The sequence below is a fragment of the Actinoplanes sp. NPDC026619 genome (assembly GCF_040638295.1).
Classification (GTDB): domain Bacteria; phylum Actinomycetota; class Actinomycetes; order Mycobacteriales; family Micromonosporaceae; genus Actinoplanes.
The window spans coordinates 17,135-35,467 of sequence record NZ_JBEZYA010000053.1 but is presented as its reverse complement, the minus strand read 5'-3'; the positions used below and the strand labels follow the sequence as shown (position 1 = coordinate 35,467).

Annotated in this window: 4 protein-coding genes; 2 read left to right on the top strand and 2 right to left on the bottom strand. The window is 72.4% G+C overall.

Features of this window, described 5'->3' with window-relative positions:
- Both AB0E90_RS50125 and AB0E90_RS50120 read right to left on the bottom strand, forming a co-directional pair.
- Window positions 1-14,657: SDR family NAD(P)-dependent oxidoreductase (locus AB0E90_RS50125; RefSeq protein ID WP_360420689.1), on the bottom strand; the 14,657-nt coding region annotated here is incomplete at its 3' end.
- Window positions 14,658-14,690: 33 nt separating this feature from the next.
- Window positions 14,691-15,722 (bottom strand): 3-oxoacyl-ACP synthase III family protein, encoded by a 1,032-nt coding sequence (locus tag AB0E90_RS50120; protein ID WP_360420687.1) that lies wholly within the window; start codon window positions 15,720-15,722, stop codon window positions 14,691-14,693.
- Window positions 15,723-15,913: 191 nt separating this feature from the next.
- Here AB0E90_RS50120 and AB0E90_RS50115 point away from each other — a divergent pair, with 191 nt between their 5' ends.
- Both AB0E90_RS50115 and AB0E90_RS50110 read left to right on the top strand, forming a co-directional pair.
- Entirely contained in the window at window positions 15,914-16,642 is a 729-nt protein-coding gene (locus tag AB0E90_RS50115) for an SDR family oxidoreductase (protein WP_360420685.1), read from the top strand.
- Between the two features lie 80 nt (window positions 16,643-16,722).
- Window positions 16,723-18,327 carry an FAD-binding oxidoreductase gene (locus AB0E90_RS50110; RefSeq protein WP_360420683.1) on the top strand — a complete coding sequence of 535 codons (1,605 nt, stop codon included), beginning with the start codon at window positions 16,723-16,725 and terminating at the stop codon, window positions 18,325-18,327.
- Window positions 18,328-18,333 lie beyond the last annotated feature (6 nt).

The following is an 18,333-nucleotide window of genomic DNA, read 5'->3' as shown; positions in this document are numbered from 1 at the left end:
TTGCCGGGGTTGGGGTGGTGGTGTTCGAGGCTGCGCAGGCCGGCCAGCAGTTCGTCGCGGGTGTGCGCGGTGGTGGCGGCGCGGTGCGGCTGGGGCGCGCGCCGGTTCATCGTGGCGGTGATCCGGGCGAGTGAGGTGCCGGGATGCCCCGTGATGTAGCTGTGCAGATTGTCGGTCTGCTCGGCTAGAGCCTGGTCGGTGCGGGCGGACAGCAGCAGGGTGTGTGGCCCGTCGTCGGTGTCGGTCTCGGCCAGTTCGGCGGCAGGTGCCTGTTCGAGGATGACGTGGGCGTTGGTGCCGCTGATCCCGAACGAGGACACGCCCGCGCGGCGCGGCCGGCCCTCATCGGCGGGCCAGGGTGTCGATTCCGTCAGCAGCGCGACTTCCCCGGCGGTCCAGTCCACATGGGCGGTCGGCGTGTCGGCGTGCAGGGTCTTCGGCAGCGTCTCGTGCCGCATCGCCATCACCATCTTGATCACCCCGGCGACACCCGCGGCGGCCTGCGCATGGCCGATGTTGGATTTGATCGAGCCGAGTCGCAGCGGCGCCTGCGGGCCGCGGTCCTGGCCGTAGGTGGCGAGCAGCGCCTGGGCCTCGATCGGGTCGCCGAGGGTGGTGCCGGTGCCGTGCGCTTCGACCGCGTCGATATCGGCGGGGTTCAGGCCCGCGTTGGCCAGGGCCTGGCGGATGACCCGTTCCTGGGAGGGTCCGTTGGGTGCGGTGAGGCCGTTGCTGGCGCCGTCCTGGTTGACGGCGCTGCCGCGGATGACCGCGAGGATGGGGTGGCCGAGGCGCTGGGCGTCGGAGAGTCGTTCGAGTAGGAGGAGGCCGGCGCCTTCGCCCCAGCCGGTGCCGCCGGTGTCGGTGGAGAAGGCTCGGCAGCGTCCGTCGGGGGAGAGGGCGCGTTGTCGGCTGAAGTCGATGAAGAGGCCGGGGGTGGACATGATGGTGACGCCGCCGGCCAGCGCGTACTCGCATTCGCCCTGGCGTAGTGCGGAACTCGCCAGGTGCATGGCGACCAGCGAGGAGGAGCAGGCGGTGTCGACCGTGACGGCCGGTCCTTCGAAGCCGAACGTGTACGCCACCCGCCCCGACGCCACGCTGCCGGTGTTACCGGTGGCCAGGTAACCCTCGAGCCCTTCCGGCGCGTGATCCAGCCGGCCGCCGTAGTCGTGATGCATCAGCCCGGCGAAGACGCCGACCGGCGTACCGCGAAGGTCGTCGGGGTTGATTCCGGCGCGTTCCAGCGTCTCCCAGGCGGTTTCGAGGAGCAGGCGCTGTTGTGGGTCGATGGCGAGGGCCTCGCGGGGGCTGATGCCGAAGAAGTCCGGGTCGAACTGGTCGGCGTGGTGCAGGAAGCCGCCGTGGCGGGTGTAGGTCTTGCCGGCGGCTTCGGGGTCGGGGTCGTAGAGGGCGTCGGTGTCCCAGCCGCGGTTGGCGGGGAACTCGGTGATCGCGTCGGTGCCGCTAGCCACCAGGTCCCACAGCGCCTCGGGGGTGTTCGCGTCGCCGGGGTAGCGGCAGGCCATCGCCACGATCGCGATCGGCTCGTCGGACACTCCCGGCCGGGCGGAGACCGTGGCCGCCGACGGGCCGCCGCCGACGAGCTGCGCCCGCAGATAGCCGGCGAGAGCCTGTGGCGTCGGATAGTCGAAGATCAGCGTCGCCGGCAACCGCAGACCGGTGCCCCGGCCGAGCCGGTTACGCAGCTCGACCGCGGTCAGTGAGTCGAAACCCACGTCCTTGAACGCCCGGGCGGACTGCACCGACTCGACACCCTGATGGCCGAGAACCGCCGCCGCCAGCCCGCGAACCAGGTCCTCGAGAGTCCGGTCCTGCTCCGCCGGGGACATGCCGGCGAGCTGTTGCCGCAGACCCGTCTCGCCGGCGGGGGCCGTGGCGACGGTGCGGGTGAGGTTGCGCAGGAGGGGGTGCAGGGTGCCGTTCCTGGCGTGGTTGTTGAGGGTGGGCTGGTGGAGATTGGCGGCCACGAGGGTGGGCCGGCCGGTGGTGAGGGCGGTGTCGAGGAGGGCGTGGGCGTGCTCGGTGGTCATGGCGGCGATGCCGTTGGTGGCGAGGCGGTGGCGGTTGGTGGGGTCGAGGTGGGCGGTCATGCCGGTGGTCTGATCCCAGAGGCCCCAGGCGAGGTTGGTCGCGGGGAGGCCGTGGGTGTGGCGGTGGTGGGCGAGGGCGTCCAGGAAGGCGTTGGCGGCGGCGTAGTTGGCCTGCCCCGGGGTGCCGAGGGTGCCCGCGAGTGACGAGTAGGTGATGAACGCCGTGAGCTCGTGGTCGCGCGTGAGCTGATGAAGTTGCCAGGCGGCGTCCGCCTTCGCGGTCAGCACCCGGTGGAGCTGTCCGGGGGTGAGGCCGGCGATGGTGGCGTCGTCGAGGATCGCGGCGGTGTGGACAACGGCCGTGAGGTTGTCGATGCCGCCGATCAGCCGGGCGAGAGCGTCCTGGTCGCTGGTGTCGCAGGCGGTGATGGTCACCTCCGCGCCGAGGTCGGTGAGTTCCTGCTGGAGTTCGTCGGCGCCGGGTGTGTCGGGTCCGCGCCGGCTGACCAGTAGCAGGTGGCGGGCGTGGTAGTGGGTGATGAGGTGGCGGGCGAGGAGAGCGCCGAGGGCGCCGGTGCCGCCGGTGATGAGCACGGTGCCGTCGAGGGTGCGGTCTTCGGTGGTGGTGGGGGCGGCCCGGTTGAGCCGGGGGACGTGAACGGCGCCGTTGCGGATGGCGATCTGGGGTTCGCCGGTGGTGATCAGGTGGTGGCCGGTGTCGTCGGTGTCGACCAGGGTGATCCGGTCGGGATTCTCGGTCTGGGCGGTGCGGATGAGCCCCCAGATCGGTGCGGCGGCGAGGTCGATGGTGTCGGTGTCGTGGACGGCGACGGCGTGCCGGGTGTGCACGATGATGGGGAGCTCGGTGGTGGTGAGCAGCGCCTGGAGGTGAGTGAGGATGGTTTCCAGGTTGGTGTGGGCTTCGGCGATGGGGTTGTCGTCGGTGCTGGTCGGCACTGTGATCAGGACGCCGGTGATGTCCGGGGGCAGGTGGTCGGTGTCGCTTGCCGGGGTGAGGTCGAGTCCCGCGATGGCCGGGCCGAGAAGCGCCCAGCGGTGCGGGCCGGCGGTCGCGGTCGGGGTGACGGGCTGCCAGTCCAGCTGATACAGAGCCCCCTGGCCGGCGGCGGAGCGGGAGAGTTGACCGGTCGTCAGTGGGCGGATGGCCAGCGCCTGGATCGAGGCGACCGGGCTGCCGTCGGGGTCGGTGGCGTGGATGGCGAACTCGGTGCCGGTCCCGTGCAGGTGGACGCGGAGCCGGGTGGCGCCGGTCTGGTGCAGAGTCACGCCGCTCCAACTGAAGGGCAGGTGGACCGGGTCATGGTCGGCGATCGGGTGCAGGGCGGCGTCGAGCAGGGCGGGGTGGATGCCGAAGCGGCCGGGTTCGCCGGGTAGTTCGATTTCGGCGTAGGTGTCGTCGCCGGTGCGCCAGGCTGCGGTGAGTCCGCGGAAGGTGGGTCCGTAGCCGAGGCCGATGGTGTCCAGGCGTTCGTAGAGACCGTCGACGTCGATGGGGGTTGCGCCGCTCGGGGGCCAGATCGCCGGTCCGGCCTGGACGGCTGTGGCATTGCGACTGACGCTGCCGGTGGCGTGGCGGGTCCACGGCTCCTCGGTTCCGGCCGGCCGGGAGTGGACCGTCAGGGCGTGCCGCCCGTCCGGCCCGGTCTGGGTGGCGACCTGCAGCTCGACGGTGCCCCGTTCGGGCACGACCAGCGGTGCTTCCAGAGTGAGCTCGTCGACGTGGTCGCAGCCGAGATGGCGGGCGGCGTGCAGGGCCATGTCGAGGAACGCGGTGCCCGGCAGCAGGGCGATGCCGTTGACCGTGTGGTCCTCGAGCCAGGTGTGCGCCGCCGGCGAGAGGACGCCGGTGAGGAGGATGCCACCGGGCAGGTCGAGGGCGCTGTGCAGCAACGGGTGGTCGCTGTTGGCGGGCGCGCCGCCGGCCGGGGCAGGGTTGAGCCAGTAGCTGCCGTGCTGGAAGGGGTAGGTGGGCAGGTCGATCAGGTGCGCCCCGGCCGGCCAGGTGGGCCGGTGGCCGGCGGTGTGGGCGTTGGCGAGTGCGGTGTTGAAGGTGTGCTGGTCGCCGTGGTCGCGGGTCAGGGATCCGATGGTGGCCGCGTTGTCGAGGGTTTCCTGGATGGGTGTGGTGAGGATCGGATGGGGGCTGCACTCGATGAACGTGGTGTGGCCGTGTTCGTGCAGGGTGCGCAGTGTTTCGGCGAGTTGGACGGGGCGGCGCAGGTTCTCGTACCAGTAATGGTTGTCGAGGGTTGTGGTGTTGTGGGGTTGGGTGGTGACGGTGCTGTAGAAGGGGATGTTCGCGGCGCTGGGTGTGATGCCGGCCAAGGTGGTCAGCAGGGTGTCTTTGATGGCTTCGATGGCGGGGCTGTGTGAGGCGTAGTCGACTTTGATTTTGCGGGCGCGTACGTCCGGGCAGTGTTGGAGGAGGTGGTCGATGTCGTCGTCGGGTCCGGCGATGACGGTGTTGTGGGGGCTGTTGGTGGCGGCGATGGTGAGTCGCCCGTTGTAGGGGGCGAGGAGTTCCTGGGTGGTGTCGGGGTCGGTGGCGAGGTTGAGCATGGTGCCGGTCCCGGCCAGCGTGGCCAAGGCCTGGGTGCGTTGGGTGGTGATGTGGGCGGCTTGGTCGAGGGTGAGTGCGCCGGCGATGTGGGCGGCGGTGATTTCGCCTTGGGAGTGTCCGACGACGGCGTCGGGTCGGATGCCGTGGTGCTCCCACAGGCGGGCGAGGCTGGTCATGATCGCGAAGAGGGTGGGTTGGACGATGTCGGTGCGGCGCAGGAGTTCGGGGTCGGGGTCGTGCAGGATGTCGGTGACGTGCCAGCCGGTGTAGGGGTGCAGTGCGGTGTCGCAGTCGGCCAGGTGCTGAGCGAAGACCGGGTTGGTGGCCAGCAGTTGGGTGGCCATGCCGGCCCACTGGGAGCCCTGACCGGGGAAGACGAACACGACCTTGCCGGCGCTGGGCTGATGGGGCTCGAGATTCAGCAGGCCGGCCAGCAACTCGTCACGGGTGTGCGCGGTCGCGGCGGCACGGTACGGCTGAGGGGTTCGCCGGTTGACGGCGCCGGTGACCCGAGCCAGCGCGGTGTCCGGGTGCCCGGTGACGTAGGTGTGCAGGTCGCGGGCCCGGTCCGCGAGTGCCTGCTCGGTCTGCGCGGACAGCAGCAGCGTGTAGGGGCCGTCGTCGGCGCCGGTCTCGTCCGGTTCGGCCGGCGCCTGCTCGAGGATGAGGTGCGCGTTCGTGCCGCTGATCCCGAAGGACGAGACCCCGGCGCGGCGGGGCCGGCCGTTGCCTTCGGGCCAGGGCGCCGGCTCGGAGAGCAGCGTGACCGCCCCGGCGGTCCAGTCCACATGGGCGGTCGGCGTGTCGGCGTGCAGGGTCTTCGGCAGCGTCTCGTGCCGCATCGCCATCACCATCTTGATCACCCCGGCGATGCCGGCGGCGGCTTGGGTGTGGCCGATGTTGGATTTGATCGAGCCGAGTCGTAGTGGCCGGTCGGCGGGCCGGTCCTGGCCGTAGGTGGCGAGCAGCGCCTGGGCCTCGATCGGGTCGCCGAGGGTGGTGCCGGTGCCGTGGGCCTCGACCGCGTCGACGTCGGCGGGGCTCAGGCCGGCGTTGGCCAGGGCCTGGCGGATGACCCGTTCCTGGGACGGACCGTTCGGTGCGGTCAAGCCGTTGCTGGCGCCGTCCTGGTTGACGGCGCTGCCACGGATGACCGCGAGGATGGGGTGGCCGAGGCGCTGGGCGTCGGAGAGTCGTTCGAGTAGGAGGAGGCCGGCGCCCTCCGACCAGGCGGCGCCGTCGGCGTCGGCCGAGAAGGACTTGCAGCGGCCGTCCGGGGCGATACCGCGCTGGCGGCTGAACTCGACGAAGGTCTCCGGGCTCGCCATCACGGCCGCACCGCCCGCCAGCGCCATCCGGCTCTCCCCGTGCCGCAGGGCCTGGCAGGCCAGGTGCAGCGCGACCAGCGAGGAGGAGCAGGCGGTGTCGACCGTGACGGCCGGACCTTCGAGACCGAACGTGTACGCGATCCGGCCCGACGCCACACTGCCCTGGTTGCCGATGGTCATGTAGCCCTCGAGGTCCTCCGGCGTGACCCCCAGCCGGCCCGCGTAGTCGTGGTACATCAGCCCGGTGAAGACGCCGGTGTCGCTGCCGCGCAGGGTGTCCGGGTCGAGGCCGGCCCGTTCCAGCGCCTCCCACGCGGTTTCCAGCAGCAGCCGTTGCTGCGGGTCGATGGCGAGCGCCTCGCGCGGGCTGATCCCGAAGAAGCCGGGATCGAACTGGTCGGCGCCGTGCAGGAAGCCGCCGTGCCGGGTGTAGGTCTTGCCGATCGCATCCGGGTCGGGATCGTAGAGGGCATCGATGTCCCAGCCCCGGTTGGCGGGGAACTCGGTGATCGCGTCGGTGCCGGTGGCAACGAGATCCCACAGCGCTTCCGGGGTGTTGGCGTCGCCGGGGAAACGGCAGGCCATCGCCACGATCGCGATCGGTTCATCGGTGCTGGAACCCGAGGTGGCCGCCGCCGCCGTCCCGGCGCCGGTGATCGTCCGGTGCAGATAAGCGGCGACCCGGCGGGGCGTCGGGTGGTCGAAGACCAGGGTGGCGGGCAGGCGCAGCCCGGTGGCAGCACCGAGCCGGTTGCGCAGTTCGACCGCGGTCAGCGAGTCGAAACCGATGTCCTTGAAGGCCTTCCCGCCGTCTACCGTGTTCGCGCCTTGGTGCCCGAGAACCACCGCGACCTGCGACGACACCATCTCCAGGAGCGCTTCTTCGGTGGCGTGCCGGTCGGTGGCGGGCGCGGCCGCGGAAACGGCACGACGCACCGGCGTACGGATCAGCCCGCGCAGCGGCGCCGCGAGCGTTCCCGCACTCGCCTGGGCCCGCAACGACGACCGGTCCAGTCGCGCGGCGACCACCTGGTCCTGCCCGCTGGAGAGCGCGGCGTCGAAGAGCGCGAGCCCCTGCCCGGACGTCATGGTGGCGATGCCGTTGCGTGACATCCGCGCGCGGTCGGCGGCGTCGAGGTGCGCGGTCATGCCCGTCGCCTGCTCCCACAGGCCCCACGCGATGCTGACGGCCGGCAGGCCCCGGCAGTGGCGGTGCGCCGCCAGGCCGTCCAGGAATCCGTTGGCCGCCGTGTAGTTCGCCTGCCCCGGGCTGCCGAGCGTGCCGGTGACCGAGGAGAACAGGACGAACGCGGCGAGGTCGTGCTCGCGGGTGAGTTCGTGCAGATGCCAGGCGGTGTCCGCCTTGGCCGCCAGAACCTGGTGAAGCTGGCCGGGGGTGAGGGTGGCGATGGTGGCGTCGTCGAGAGTGGCGGCGGTGTGGACGACGGCGGTGAGGTTGATGCCACCGATCACCTGAGCGAGGGCAACCTGGTCGCTGGTGTCGCAGGCGGTGATGGTCACTTCCGCGCCGAGGCCGGTGAGTTCGTGCCGGAGTTCGGCGGCGCCGGGTGCGTCGGGTCCGCGCCGGCTGACCAGGAGCAGGTGGCGGGCGTGGTGGTGGGTGACGAGATGACGGGCGAGAAGAGCGCCGAGGGTGCCGGTGCCGCCGGTGATCAGGATCGTCCCGGCCGGATCGAAAGTGACGCCGTCCGCACCGGGTTGCACCGCGGTGAGGCGCCCGGCGTACGGCTTTCCCGCCCGTACGGCGATCTGCGGCTCGCCGGAGGCGACGGCGGCCGGAACCGCCGCGAGGCTTTCCGGCTTGTCGTCCAGATCGAGAAGGACCAGCCGGCCCGGATTCTCGGCCTGGGCGGACCGCAGCATGCCCCAGACCGCCGCCCCGGCCGGATCCACGTCCTCGCCGGCCGCGACGCGGACCGCGCCCCGGGTGATCAGGACCAGCCTGGCATCCTCCGGACGCTGCAGGAGCGCCAGGACGTGTTCGGTCCGGGTGTGTGCCGACTCCAGGACCGATCCGGTATCGGCCGGAATGCGGTCCACGACGTCGAACCCGGCCCGCCGCAGCGCCTCGACCGCCTCGGCGTCGCCGGCGACACCCCAGCCGGCCGTCTCCGCCGCGGCCGGCGGCACCGGTTGCCACGTCAGCGCGTACAGGTCGGTGGGAACGGCGCTGAGCCCGTCGACCGGCGCCGGCCGCAGCGCGACCGAGTCGATCCTGGCCACGAGTTCGCCGGCCGGGTCGGCGAGGGTGATCGACGCGGTGTCCCGCCCGCGCGGGCTGATCCAAGCCCGCAGCGTGGTGGCGCCGGTCGCGTACAGCTCCGCCCCGGACCACGCGAACGGGAGCCGCGGCTGCCCGGCGGCGGCCGGCCGCAGGCCGATGAGGGCGTGCAGGGCCGCGTCCAGCAGCGCCGGGTGCAGGCCGAAGTGCCCGGCCTCGTCCCAGTCGTCCGCGGGCAGAGCGAGCTCGGCGTACACGTCGTCGCCGGACCGCCAGGCCGCGCTCAGGCCCTGGAAGACCGGGCCGTACAGGTAGCCCTGAGCGGCAAGGCCCGGATAGAGCCCGGCCAGATCGACCGGTGCGGCACCCGCGGGAGGCCAGGTGGTGAACCGCTCGGCGGGCGGGGCGCCGGCCGAGGCCAGCACACCCGTGGCGTTGCGGGCCCACTCGGCCGAACCGGCCGGCCGGGAGTGGACACTCACCGGCCGTGAGCCGGACTCCCCGGCCGTGCCCACCACCACCTGGACGAGCACGCCGTCCCGCTCCGGGACGACGAGCGGCACCTCGAGGGTCAGCTCCTCCAGCCGGCCGCAGCCGACCTGGTCACCGGCGTGCAATGCCATCTCGACGAACGCGGTGCCGGGCAGCAGGACAGTGTCCAGCACCGCATGGTCGGCCAGCCACGGATGGGTGTCCCGAGCGAGCCGCCCGGTCAGCAACAGCCCGTCCCCGTCGGCGACGCTGATCATGGCGCCGAGCAGCGGGTGCCGGGCCGGGACGAGACCGGCCGCGCCCAGGCCGCCGCTCGGCGCGGGCGGCGTCAGCCAGTACCGCTGCCGCTGGAACGGATAGGTCGGCAGGTCGACCCGGCCGGAGTCCGGCCCGGGCGTCAGCGCCGAGAAGTCGACCGGGAAACCCCGCACGTAGAGCTGGGCCAGGGAGGCGAGCATCCGGGTGCGCCCGCCGTCGTCGCGGCGCAGCGAGGGCACGATCGCGGACGTGGCCTCCTCGTCGTCGGCCGTCTCCTGCATGCCCACGGTGAGGACCGGGTGGGGGCTCGACTCGATCAGGGCGCCGTAGCCACTTCGCAGCAGCGTGCGGGTCGCCCGCTCGAACTCGACGGTCTGCCGCAGATTGCTGTACCAGTACGCCGCGGTCAGTTCCGTCGTGTCGATGAAGTCGCCGGTCACGGTGGAGCAGAACGCGATCGCGGACTCCCGGGGCCGGACCGGGGCGAGCACCTCCAGCAGCGTCTCCCGGATGTTCTCCACCTGCGGCGAGTGCGACGCGTAGTCCACCGGGATGCGCCGTGCCCGGATGTCGTCCGCCACGCATTCGGCGAGCAACTCCTCGAGCGCCTCCGGCGTGCCCGAGACGACGGTGGAGCCGGGACCGTTGATGGTCGCGACCGCGAGCCGGGTACCCCAGCGGTGGAGCCGGCGGCGCACCTCGGCGGCCGGCAGCGGCACCGACACCATGCCGCCCGCCCCGGCCAGCGCGCTCAGGGCCTGGCTACGCAACGCGACCACCCGGGCCGCATCGTCCAGGGACAGAGCACCGCAGACGTACGCCGCGGCGATCTCACCCTGCGAGTGACCCATGACCGCATCCGGGCGTACCCCGCAGGCGCGCCAGACGGCGGCCAGCGACACCATCACCGAGAACAGCGCGGGCTGGACGACATCCACCTGGTCGAGCGAGGGCGCATCCGGGGCCCCGCGCAACACGTCGAGGAGCGACCAGGAGACGTGCGGCTCGAGGGCGTCCGCGCACGCCTGGATCTCCCGGGCGAACACCTCGGAGGTGTCGAGCAGGTCCACCGCCATGCCGGCCCACTGGCTGCCCTGGCCCGGGAAGACAAGGGCGATCCGGCCGGAGTCGCCCGCGACACCGCGCACCACCCGGGAATCGGCGTCGCCGGTGGCAAGAGCGTGCAGGCCCGCCGTCATCGCGGCCGGCTCGTCCGCGACGACCACCGCGCGTTGCGCCAGCTCCGCGCGCGACGTGGCCAGCGCCCGGGCGGTGGCCGCCAGGCCGGGGCCGGGTGTGGCGGTCAGGCGGTCGCGCAGCCGGCCCGCCTGCTCGCGCAGAGCCGGCTCGTCGTGACCGGTGATGATCCAGGCGACCGGGCCGGTGACGGCGGTCGGCTCGGGCGCCGGAGCCGGCTCGGCCGCCTGCTCGATGATGGCGTGCGCGTTGGTGCCGCTGATCCCGAAGGACGACACCGCCGCCCGCCGCGGACGATCCGTGCCGGTCCACGGCTGTGCCTCCGCCAGCAGGCGCACCGAGCCGGCCGACCAGTCCACGTGCGGCGTGGGCTCGGCGGCGTGCAGCGTGCGGGGGAGCACGCCGTGGGACATCGCCATCACCATCTTGATGACGCCGCCCACCCCGGCGGCCGCCTGGGTGTGCCCGATGTTGGACTTGAGCGAGCCGAGTCCGAGCGCTCGATCGGCGGGCCGATCCCGGCCGTACGTGGCCAGGATCGCCCGCGCCTCGATCGGGTCGCCGAGCGTGGTGCCGGTTCCGTGCGCCTCGACGACGTCGACGTCCGCGCCGGTCAGCCGGGCATTGGCCAGCGCCTGCCGGATCACCCGTTCCTGGGACGTCCCGTTCGGCGCGGTGAGCCCGTTGCTGGCGCCGTCCTGATTCACCGCGCTGCCACGCAGGACGGCGAGGACCGGGTGTCCGTGGCGACGGGCGTCCGCCAGGCGCTCCAGGACCAGCATGCCGATGCCCTCGGCCCAGCCGGTGCCGTCCGCGTCCGCCGAGAAGGCCTTGCACCGGCCGTCCGGCGCCAGCCCGCGCTGCCGGCTGAACTCGACGAACATGCCCGGGTTCGCCATCACGCTCGCGCCGCCGGCGAGCGCCAGCCCGCACTCGCCCCGGCTCAGCGCCTGGCCGGCGAGATGCAGGGCGACCAGCGACGACGAGCACGCGGTGTCGATGGTCACCGCTGGGCCTTGAAGACCCAGCGTGTACGCGATCCGCCCGGAGATCACGCTCGCCGTGGTCCCGGTCAGCAGATAACCGTCGTAGCTGTCCATCGGCACGTGCAGCCGCGGCCCGTAGTCCTGGGCGGTTGCGCCCACGAAGACCCCGGTCTGGCTGCCCCGCAGTGACGTCGGCCGGATCCCGGCGCGTTCCACCGCCTCCCATGCGGTCTCCAGCAGCAGGCGTTGCTGCGGATCCATCGCCGCGGCCTCCCGCGGGCTGATGCCGAAGAAAGCCGGGTCGAACTGGTCGGCGTCGTAGAGGAAACCGCCCCGCCGGGTATAGGTGCGGCCGGTGGCCTCCGGATCCGGGTCGTAGAGCGACTCCAGATCCCAGCCGCGGTTCGCCGGGAAGTCACCGATCGCGTCGACCCCGCCGGCGACGAGCTCCCAGAGGGCTTCGGGCGTGTCCGCCCCACCCGGATACCGGCATGCCATGGCGACGATCGCGATGGGCTCGTCGTCCCCGCGGGTGTGCGCCTCGACCTGATCGTCGCCGATCTCGCCGGAGAGCACCGTGCGCAGGTGGTCGGCCAGCGCCGCCGGGGTCGGATGATCGAAGACGAGGGTGGACGCCAGCGGAGCGCCGATGGCGCCGGCCAGCCGCTCGATCAGCTCGACCGAGGTCATCGAGTCGAAACCGAGGTCCCGGTAGGTGCGATCGGCGTCGACGGCGCCCGCTGACGGATAGTCGAGCACGGCCGCCGCCGTCGCCCGCACCAGGTCGAGCAGGTCGCGCGCCGGTGCCGGCCCGGTGGGGGCAGTCGCCGGGGCCGGTGCGGCGACCGGGGCGGTCGCGGGGCGGCCGGTCGCGCCCAGCCAGTGGCGCGAGCGCTGGAACGCGTACGTGGGCAGGGCGATCGGCTCGGGCCGGGCCTCGCCGAAGGCCGCCGTCCAGTCCACCGGCAACCCCTGCACGTGCGCGTGGGCCAGCATGGTGAGGAAGGTCCTGGTCTCACCGCGGTCCCGACGAAGGGCCGGCGCCAGGCGGTGACCGGGCTCTCCGGCGAGCGCGTCCCGCACGAGCGGGGTGAGCACGGCGTCCGGGCCGATCTCGAGCCAGCTGGTGACGCCCTGTTCGCACAGCACCCGGACGCCGTCGGCGAACCGGACCGCCCGCCGCAGGTGCCGGACCCAGTAGTCCGGTGTCTGGATGCTGTCGTCGGCGAGCCGGCCGGTCACGTTGGACACCAGCGGGATGCTGGGCGGGAGATAGGTGAGCTCGGCCGCCACCGCCCGGAATTCGGCGAGCACCGAGTCCATGTGCGGGGAGTGGAATGCGTGGCTGACCCGGAGCGCGCGCGTCTTGTGCCCACGCTCGCGCCAGAGCCGGGCGACCCGCTCGACCGCGTCGCGGTCGCCCGAGACGACGACCGAGTCCGGTCCGTTGACCGCCGCGACGTCAACGGCGCCACCGGCCGCGTCGTCCGCGAGGGTCGCGGCCACCTGATCCTCGGTGGCCCGGATCGACACCATCGCGCCGCCGGAGGTGGCCGCCTGCATGAGCCGGCCACGGGCGGCGACCAGGGCGCACGCGTCCGGCAGGTCGAGCACGCCGGCCACGTGTGCCGCGACCAGTTCACCGATGGAGTGCCCGATCAGCAGGTCGGCGGTGATGCCGTGCGCCTCGGTCAGCCGGTTCAGCGCCACCTCGAGTGCGAACAGGGCAGGCTGGGTGTAGGAGGTCTGGTCGAGCAGCGCGGCTTCCTCGGTGCCGGCGTCGGCGAACATGATGTCGCGCAGCGGCCGGTCGAGGTGCGGGTCGAGGTGAGCGCACACCGCGTCGAGGGCCGCGGCGAACTCCGGGCGGGTCGCGTAGAGCTCGCGGCCCATCCCGGCCCGCTGGCTGCCCTGTCCGCTGAAGAGGATCGCGACCCGGCCGGCGGCGGCGACCGATCCGGAGATCAGGCTGGCGGCCGGATTGCCGGCCGCCAGGGCGTCGAGCGCCCGCCGCAGCTCCGGTTCGCCACCGATCAGGACGGCCCGGTGCTCGAAGGCGGTGCGGGTGGTCGCGAGGGAGAAGCCGGCCGCGGCCGGATCGGGTGCGGGCCGCAGCTCGCGCAGGCGGGCCGCCTGGTCGCGCAGCGCGGACTCGCTGCGGCCGGAGAGCAGCCACGGGATCTCGGCGAGAGGCACTGCGGGGGAGGAGGCGCCGGTGCGATCCGGCGCCTCGGAGAGCACGAGGTGGCAGTTGGCCCCGCCCATGCCGAACGAGCTGACGCCGGACACCAGCGGCCGGTCCGCCCGCGGCCAGGATCCGAGTTCCTGCTGCACCCGCAGATTCAGCGTGGCGAACGGGATGGCCGGGTTCGGCGTCGCGAAGTGCAGGCTCGCCGGGAGCTGCCGGCGGCTGATGGACAGGACGGCCTTCAGCAGGCCGACGATTCCCGCCGCGCCCTCCAGGTGGCCGACGTTGGTCTTCGCCGATCCGACCAGCAGCGGCGCGGCGGCGGGGCGGGCGCTGCCGAGCACGTCGCCGAGCGCGCGGGCCTCGATCGGGTCGCCGGTCCTGGTGCCGGTGCCGTGCAGCTCCACGTACTGCACGTCGGCCGGGTCGACGCCGGCCCGCCCGTACGCCGATCGGAGCATCTCGGCCTGCGCCTCGGCGCTCGGCACGGTGAGGCCGTCGGTGGCCCCGTCGTTGTTGAGCGCGCTGCCGTTGATCACGCAATAGACCGGATCGCCGTCCGCCAGCGCCTGCCGCAACGGCTTCAGCACGACCGCGCCGCCGCCCTCGCCGCGCACGTATCCGTTGGCCCGGGCGTCGAAGGTGAAGCACCGCCCGTCCGGGGAAAGGCCGCCGAACCGGGCCGCGGTGACCGTGCTCTCCGGGGCGAGGTTGAGATTCACGCCACCGGCGATGGCCACTGTCGACTCGCCGCGGCGCAGGCTCTCGCATGCCATGTGCACCGCGACCAGCGCGGAGGACTGCGCGGTGTCGACGGCCAGGCTGGGACCGCGCAGCCCCAGCACGTACGAGATCCGGTTGGCGATGATGCTGCGATGCAGGCCCGTGATGGTGTGCTGACCGATGGCCTCGACCCCGGAACGGTGCACCAGGGTCGCGTAGTCCTGCGCCATGGCGCCGATGAAGACCCCGGTCCGGCTCGCTCGCAGGGTGTCCGGCACGATCCGGGCGTCCTCCAGGGCCTCCCACGCCAGCTCCAGCATGAGCCGCTGCTGCGGGTCCATGGCGGCCGCCTCGCGCGGCGCGATGCCGAAGAAGCCCGGGTCGAACCGGTCGACGTGGTCGAGGAAGCCGCCGAAGCGGGCGCCCGGATTGCCGGCCGCCGCGGCGTCCCGCTCGGTGAAGCCGTCCGGGCCGCGGCGCTCCGCCGGGATCTCGGTGACGGCGCACCGGCCGGCCGTCAACAACTCCCAGAACGCCGACGGATCCGGTGCGCCCGGCAGCCGGCAGGACAGTCCGACGACGGCGACGGCCTCAGCGGATTCACTCATCACAGTGGTACTGCCTTTCGCGTGTCGGGTGGATCAGCTCTTCTCGAGGGCGAAGCCGGCCTTGAGCCATTTGCTCGATTCGACGGCGACCGCCACCGCGCGATCACCGGTGGTCATCCGGCCGAGCACCCGTTCCAGTTGCAGAAACGGCAATGCGTTGCCGTTGTTGCCGGTCTCGGCCACGACGGAGATCTCCTCCGCGTGCGGGAGCGCCAGCCGCTCCACGATCAGGGCCGTCATGCGGCCGGACAGCTGCGGCGGCAACAGGAAGTCGACGTCGTCGTCCTTCCAGTCCAGGTCGTCCAGCAACTCGGCGAGGATCTCGGCCGACATGACCGGCACGGATTCCTCGATCGCCTTGTAGTCCTCGGACGCCGCCGGCTTCGCCACGGCTCGGTCGGCCAGGCCGAACCATTCCAGGGTGTGACCCGGTGGCCGGCCGGTGCCGGTCAGCCGGTTGAGCACCTTGCGCAGCACGACCGAGCCCGGCACCGGTTCGGTGGTCAGCACCGCGGCGCCCGCGCCGTCGCCGAAGAGCACGATGTTGACCAGCTCGGCCGGCGACAGGGTCGCGAGGTCCAGCTCGAGGTCGAAGTGCTTCGTGCAGACGTCGCCGCCGATGACCAGCGCGGTGCGCCGCTCCCCGGTCAGCAGCATGCCGCGGGCGACGTCGAGGGCCTGGATCGCGCCCGCGCAGCCGGTCTGCAACTGGTACGTGGGCAGACCGTTCAGGCCCAGCTGTTCGGCCGCCATGTTGACCGTCGCCGGCATCAGCGCATCCGGGGTGGCGGTGCTCATCACCAGCAGGTCGATGTCATCCCCGGTCAGCCCGGCCGAGGCCAGCGCCGATCGGCCGGCCCGGGCCGCGAGGTCGGCGAGCGTCTCGCTCGGCACCCCGCTGGCCAGGTCCTTCGACAGGTGCCGGGTGCCGGTGCCGATGAACACGTCCACCCACTGCTGCCAGAGCTCGTCCATGCCGAACCGGCGGGCCAGCGCGGCGTTGTCCACCGGCTGCCCGGGCAGCGCCGTGCCTGCGGACAGGACGCGTACCTCGTTGGTATCCACCCACGGTCCCCTTTCGATCGGCCGGCGCCAGGTCACCCGGCGAGAGGTTGCACGGTCGATAGTCGGGACCGGCGCTAAAGCGGCTCTTTCGGCGCGCTAGGCCTCCGCCCGGCTTAAGGGCCACGCAGGCTTCGCTTAAGTGCCGCTCCGTAGCTTTCAGCGACGGAAGCCGACGATCACGGGAGTTGACCATGCCGGGCAGCAGCACTTCTGGACTAGACGGCCAACGTGTCGTGGTCATCGGCGGGACGATGGGAATGGGATTCGCCACAGCGGCTGCCGCGGCTGCGGCCGGCGCCGGCGTCGTCATCGCCTCACGGAGCCAGGAGAACGTCGACAAGGCGCTCGCCGAACTGCCCGACGGCGTCGAGGGTCATCCGCTCGACGCGTCCGACGAGGCAGCCGTGCGGTCGTTCTTCGACCGGATCGGCGACTTCGACCACCTGGTCTTCACCGCCGGCGAGCACATCGTCTTCACGCCGTTCGCCGAGCTGACCACGGAACAGGCGCGGGCCTGGTTCGACAACCGCTACTGGATGGCGTACACCGCCGCGAAGCACGCGGCGGGTCACCTGCGCCCGCACGGCTCCATCACCTTCACCTCGGGGATCGCGCCGGTCCGCCCGGCGCCCGGGGTGCTGGTGCAGGCGGTCGCGGCGGGTGCGATCGAGACGCTCACCCGCGCACTGGCCGTCGAACTGGGCCCGATTCGCGTCAACACCGTCCGGGTGGGGCCGCTGGAGCGCTCACTGCACGACGACCCGCAGCGCGCCGAGCTCTTCAAGGCCATCACGGCGAAGATCCCGGCCCGCCGGTTCGGGTCGTGGGACGAGGTCGGCGCCGCCTACCTCTACCTCATGCAGAGCGGCTACACCACCGGCACCGTGCTGCAGCTGGAGGGCGGCTACGTCCTCGTCTGAGCGGATCAGTCAGTAATGCGAAGCAGCCCCCTGTCGCCCAGCGGCAGGGGGCTGCTAACCCTCGATGAAAGGAACGCTCCATGGTTGAGCACACCCGGCGATCCGTGTTGCGCACGGCCGCGCTCGCCGCGACCGGCGCGGGCCTTGCCGGACCGCTGATCGCCGAACCGGCCGCGGCCGCCACCACCGAATGCCTGCCGCCCTTCGGCCCGGCCCTGGTAGGCCCGGACGATCCCCGTTACCAGGAACTGGTGCTGCGCGGATACAACCGGCGCTACGTGGCGAATCCGGATCAGATCCGGGTCGTCGGCACGACCGGGCAGGTCGTCGACGCCGTGCAGGAAGCGGTGAAGACCGGCAAGCGCGTGACGGTCCGCAGCGGCGGGCACTGTTTCGAGGGCTTCGTGGACGACGAGGTCCGGCTGCTGATCGACATGTCCGGCATGACGGGCGTCTCGTTCGACGCGGCGCGTAACGCCTTCGTGGTCGAGGCGGGCGCACCGCTCGGCGAGGTCTACCGGCGGTTGTACCTCGGCTGGGGTGTGACGATCCCGGCCGGTTACTGCCCCAAGGTCGGCGCCGGCGGCCACGTTCCCGGCGGCGGCTACGGCCCGCTCTCCCGTCTGCACGGTCTTGCGGCCGACCATCTTTACGCCGTCGAGGTCGTCTACGTCGACGCTGCCGGGACGGCGCGGAGTGTGATCGCCACCCGGAACGCCACCGACCCGAACCGCGAGCTGTGGTGGGCGCACACCGGCGCCGGCGGTGGCAACTTCGGCGTGGCCACCCGTTACTGGTTCCGCAGCCCCGGCGCGACCGGCACGAACCCCGCCAGGCTGCTGCCCGCGCCGCCCGCGACGACCGTGACCTTCTCGGTCAGCTGGCCGTGGAGCGGCCTGGACGAGGCGAGCTTCAGCAACCTTGCCCGCAACTACAGTCACTGGTGCGCGCAGAACAGCGCGCCGGGGGCGGCGACCGCGAAGCTCTACAGCGAGCTGTACTTCTACCGGCCCGAGGCCGGGGTGGCCAGCATGGTCGGGCAGGTGGCCGGCGACCCGGACGCCGAGCGGGTGCTCGACGCGCACATCGCGGCGCTCAGCGCCGGCGTGGGCGTGACCCCGACCCGCACCCAGCAACGTGTTCCGTGGCTGGGCCAGGCCATGGTCGGCCCGGGCGAGGCGCCCAAGTTCCGGCTCAAGGTCAAGGCCGCCTTCCACCGGCAGGAGATCTCCGACCGGCAGATCGCGGTGGCCTATCGTCATCTGACCCGGACGGACTACGGCAACCCGATCGCGGCGGTGGGCATGCACACCTACGGCTGCCAGATCAACGCGATGGCGGCCGGCGCGACGGCGACCGCCCAGCGTGATGCGATCACCAAGCTGTCCTATCTCGTCGGCTGGTCCGACCCGGCGCAGGACGCCCAGCACCTCGCCTGGATCCGGGAGTTCTACCGGGAGATGTACGCCGAGACCGGCGGCGTGCCGGTGCCCGGCTCGAGCACCGACGGCGCCTACATCAACTACCCGGACAGCGACCTCGCCGATCCGGCCTGGAACACCTCGGGCACGCCCTGGTCCACGCTGTACTTCAAGGACGGTTACCTCCGGCTCCAGAAGGTCAAGGCACGCTTCGATCCGCGCAACGTCTTCCGGCACGCACTGTCGGTCCGCACCACGGCCTGACAGTGC

Excerpts from the sequence above, each read along its gene's own strand:
- AB0E90_RS50115 (WP_360420685.1), top strand. The coding sequence starts at position 15,914 with ATGCCGGGCAGCAGCACTTCTGGACTAGACGGCCAACGTGTCGTGGTC.
- AB0E90_RS50110 (WP_360420683.1), top strand. The coding sequence starts at position 16,723 with ATGGTTGAGCACACCCGGCGATCCGTGTTGCGCACGGCCGCGCTCGCC.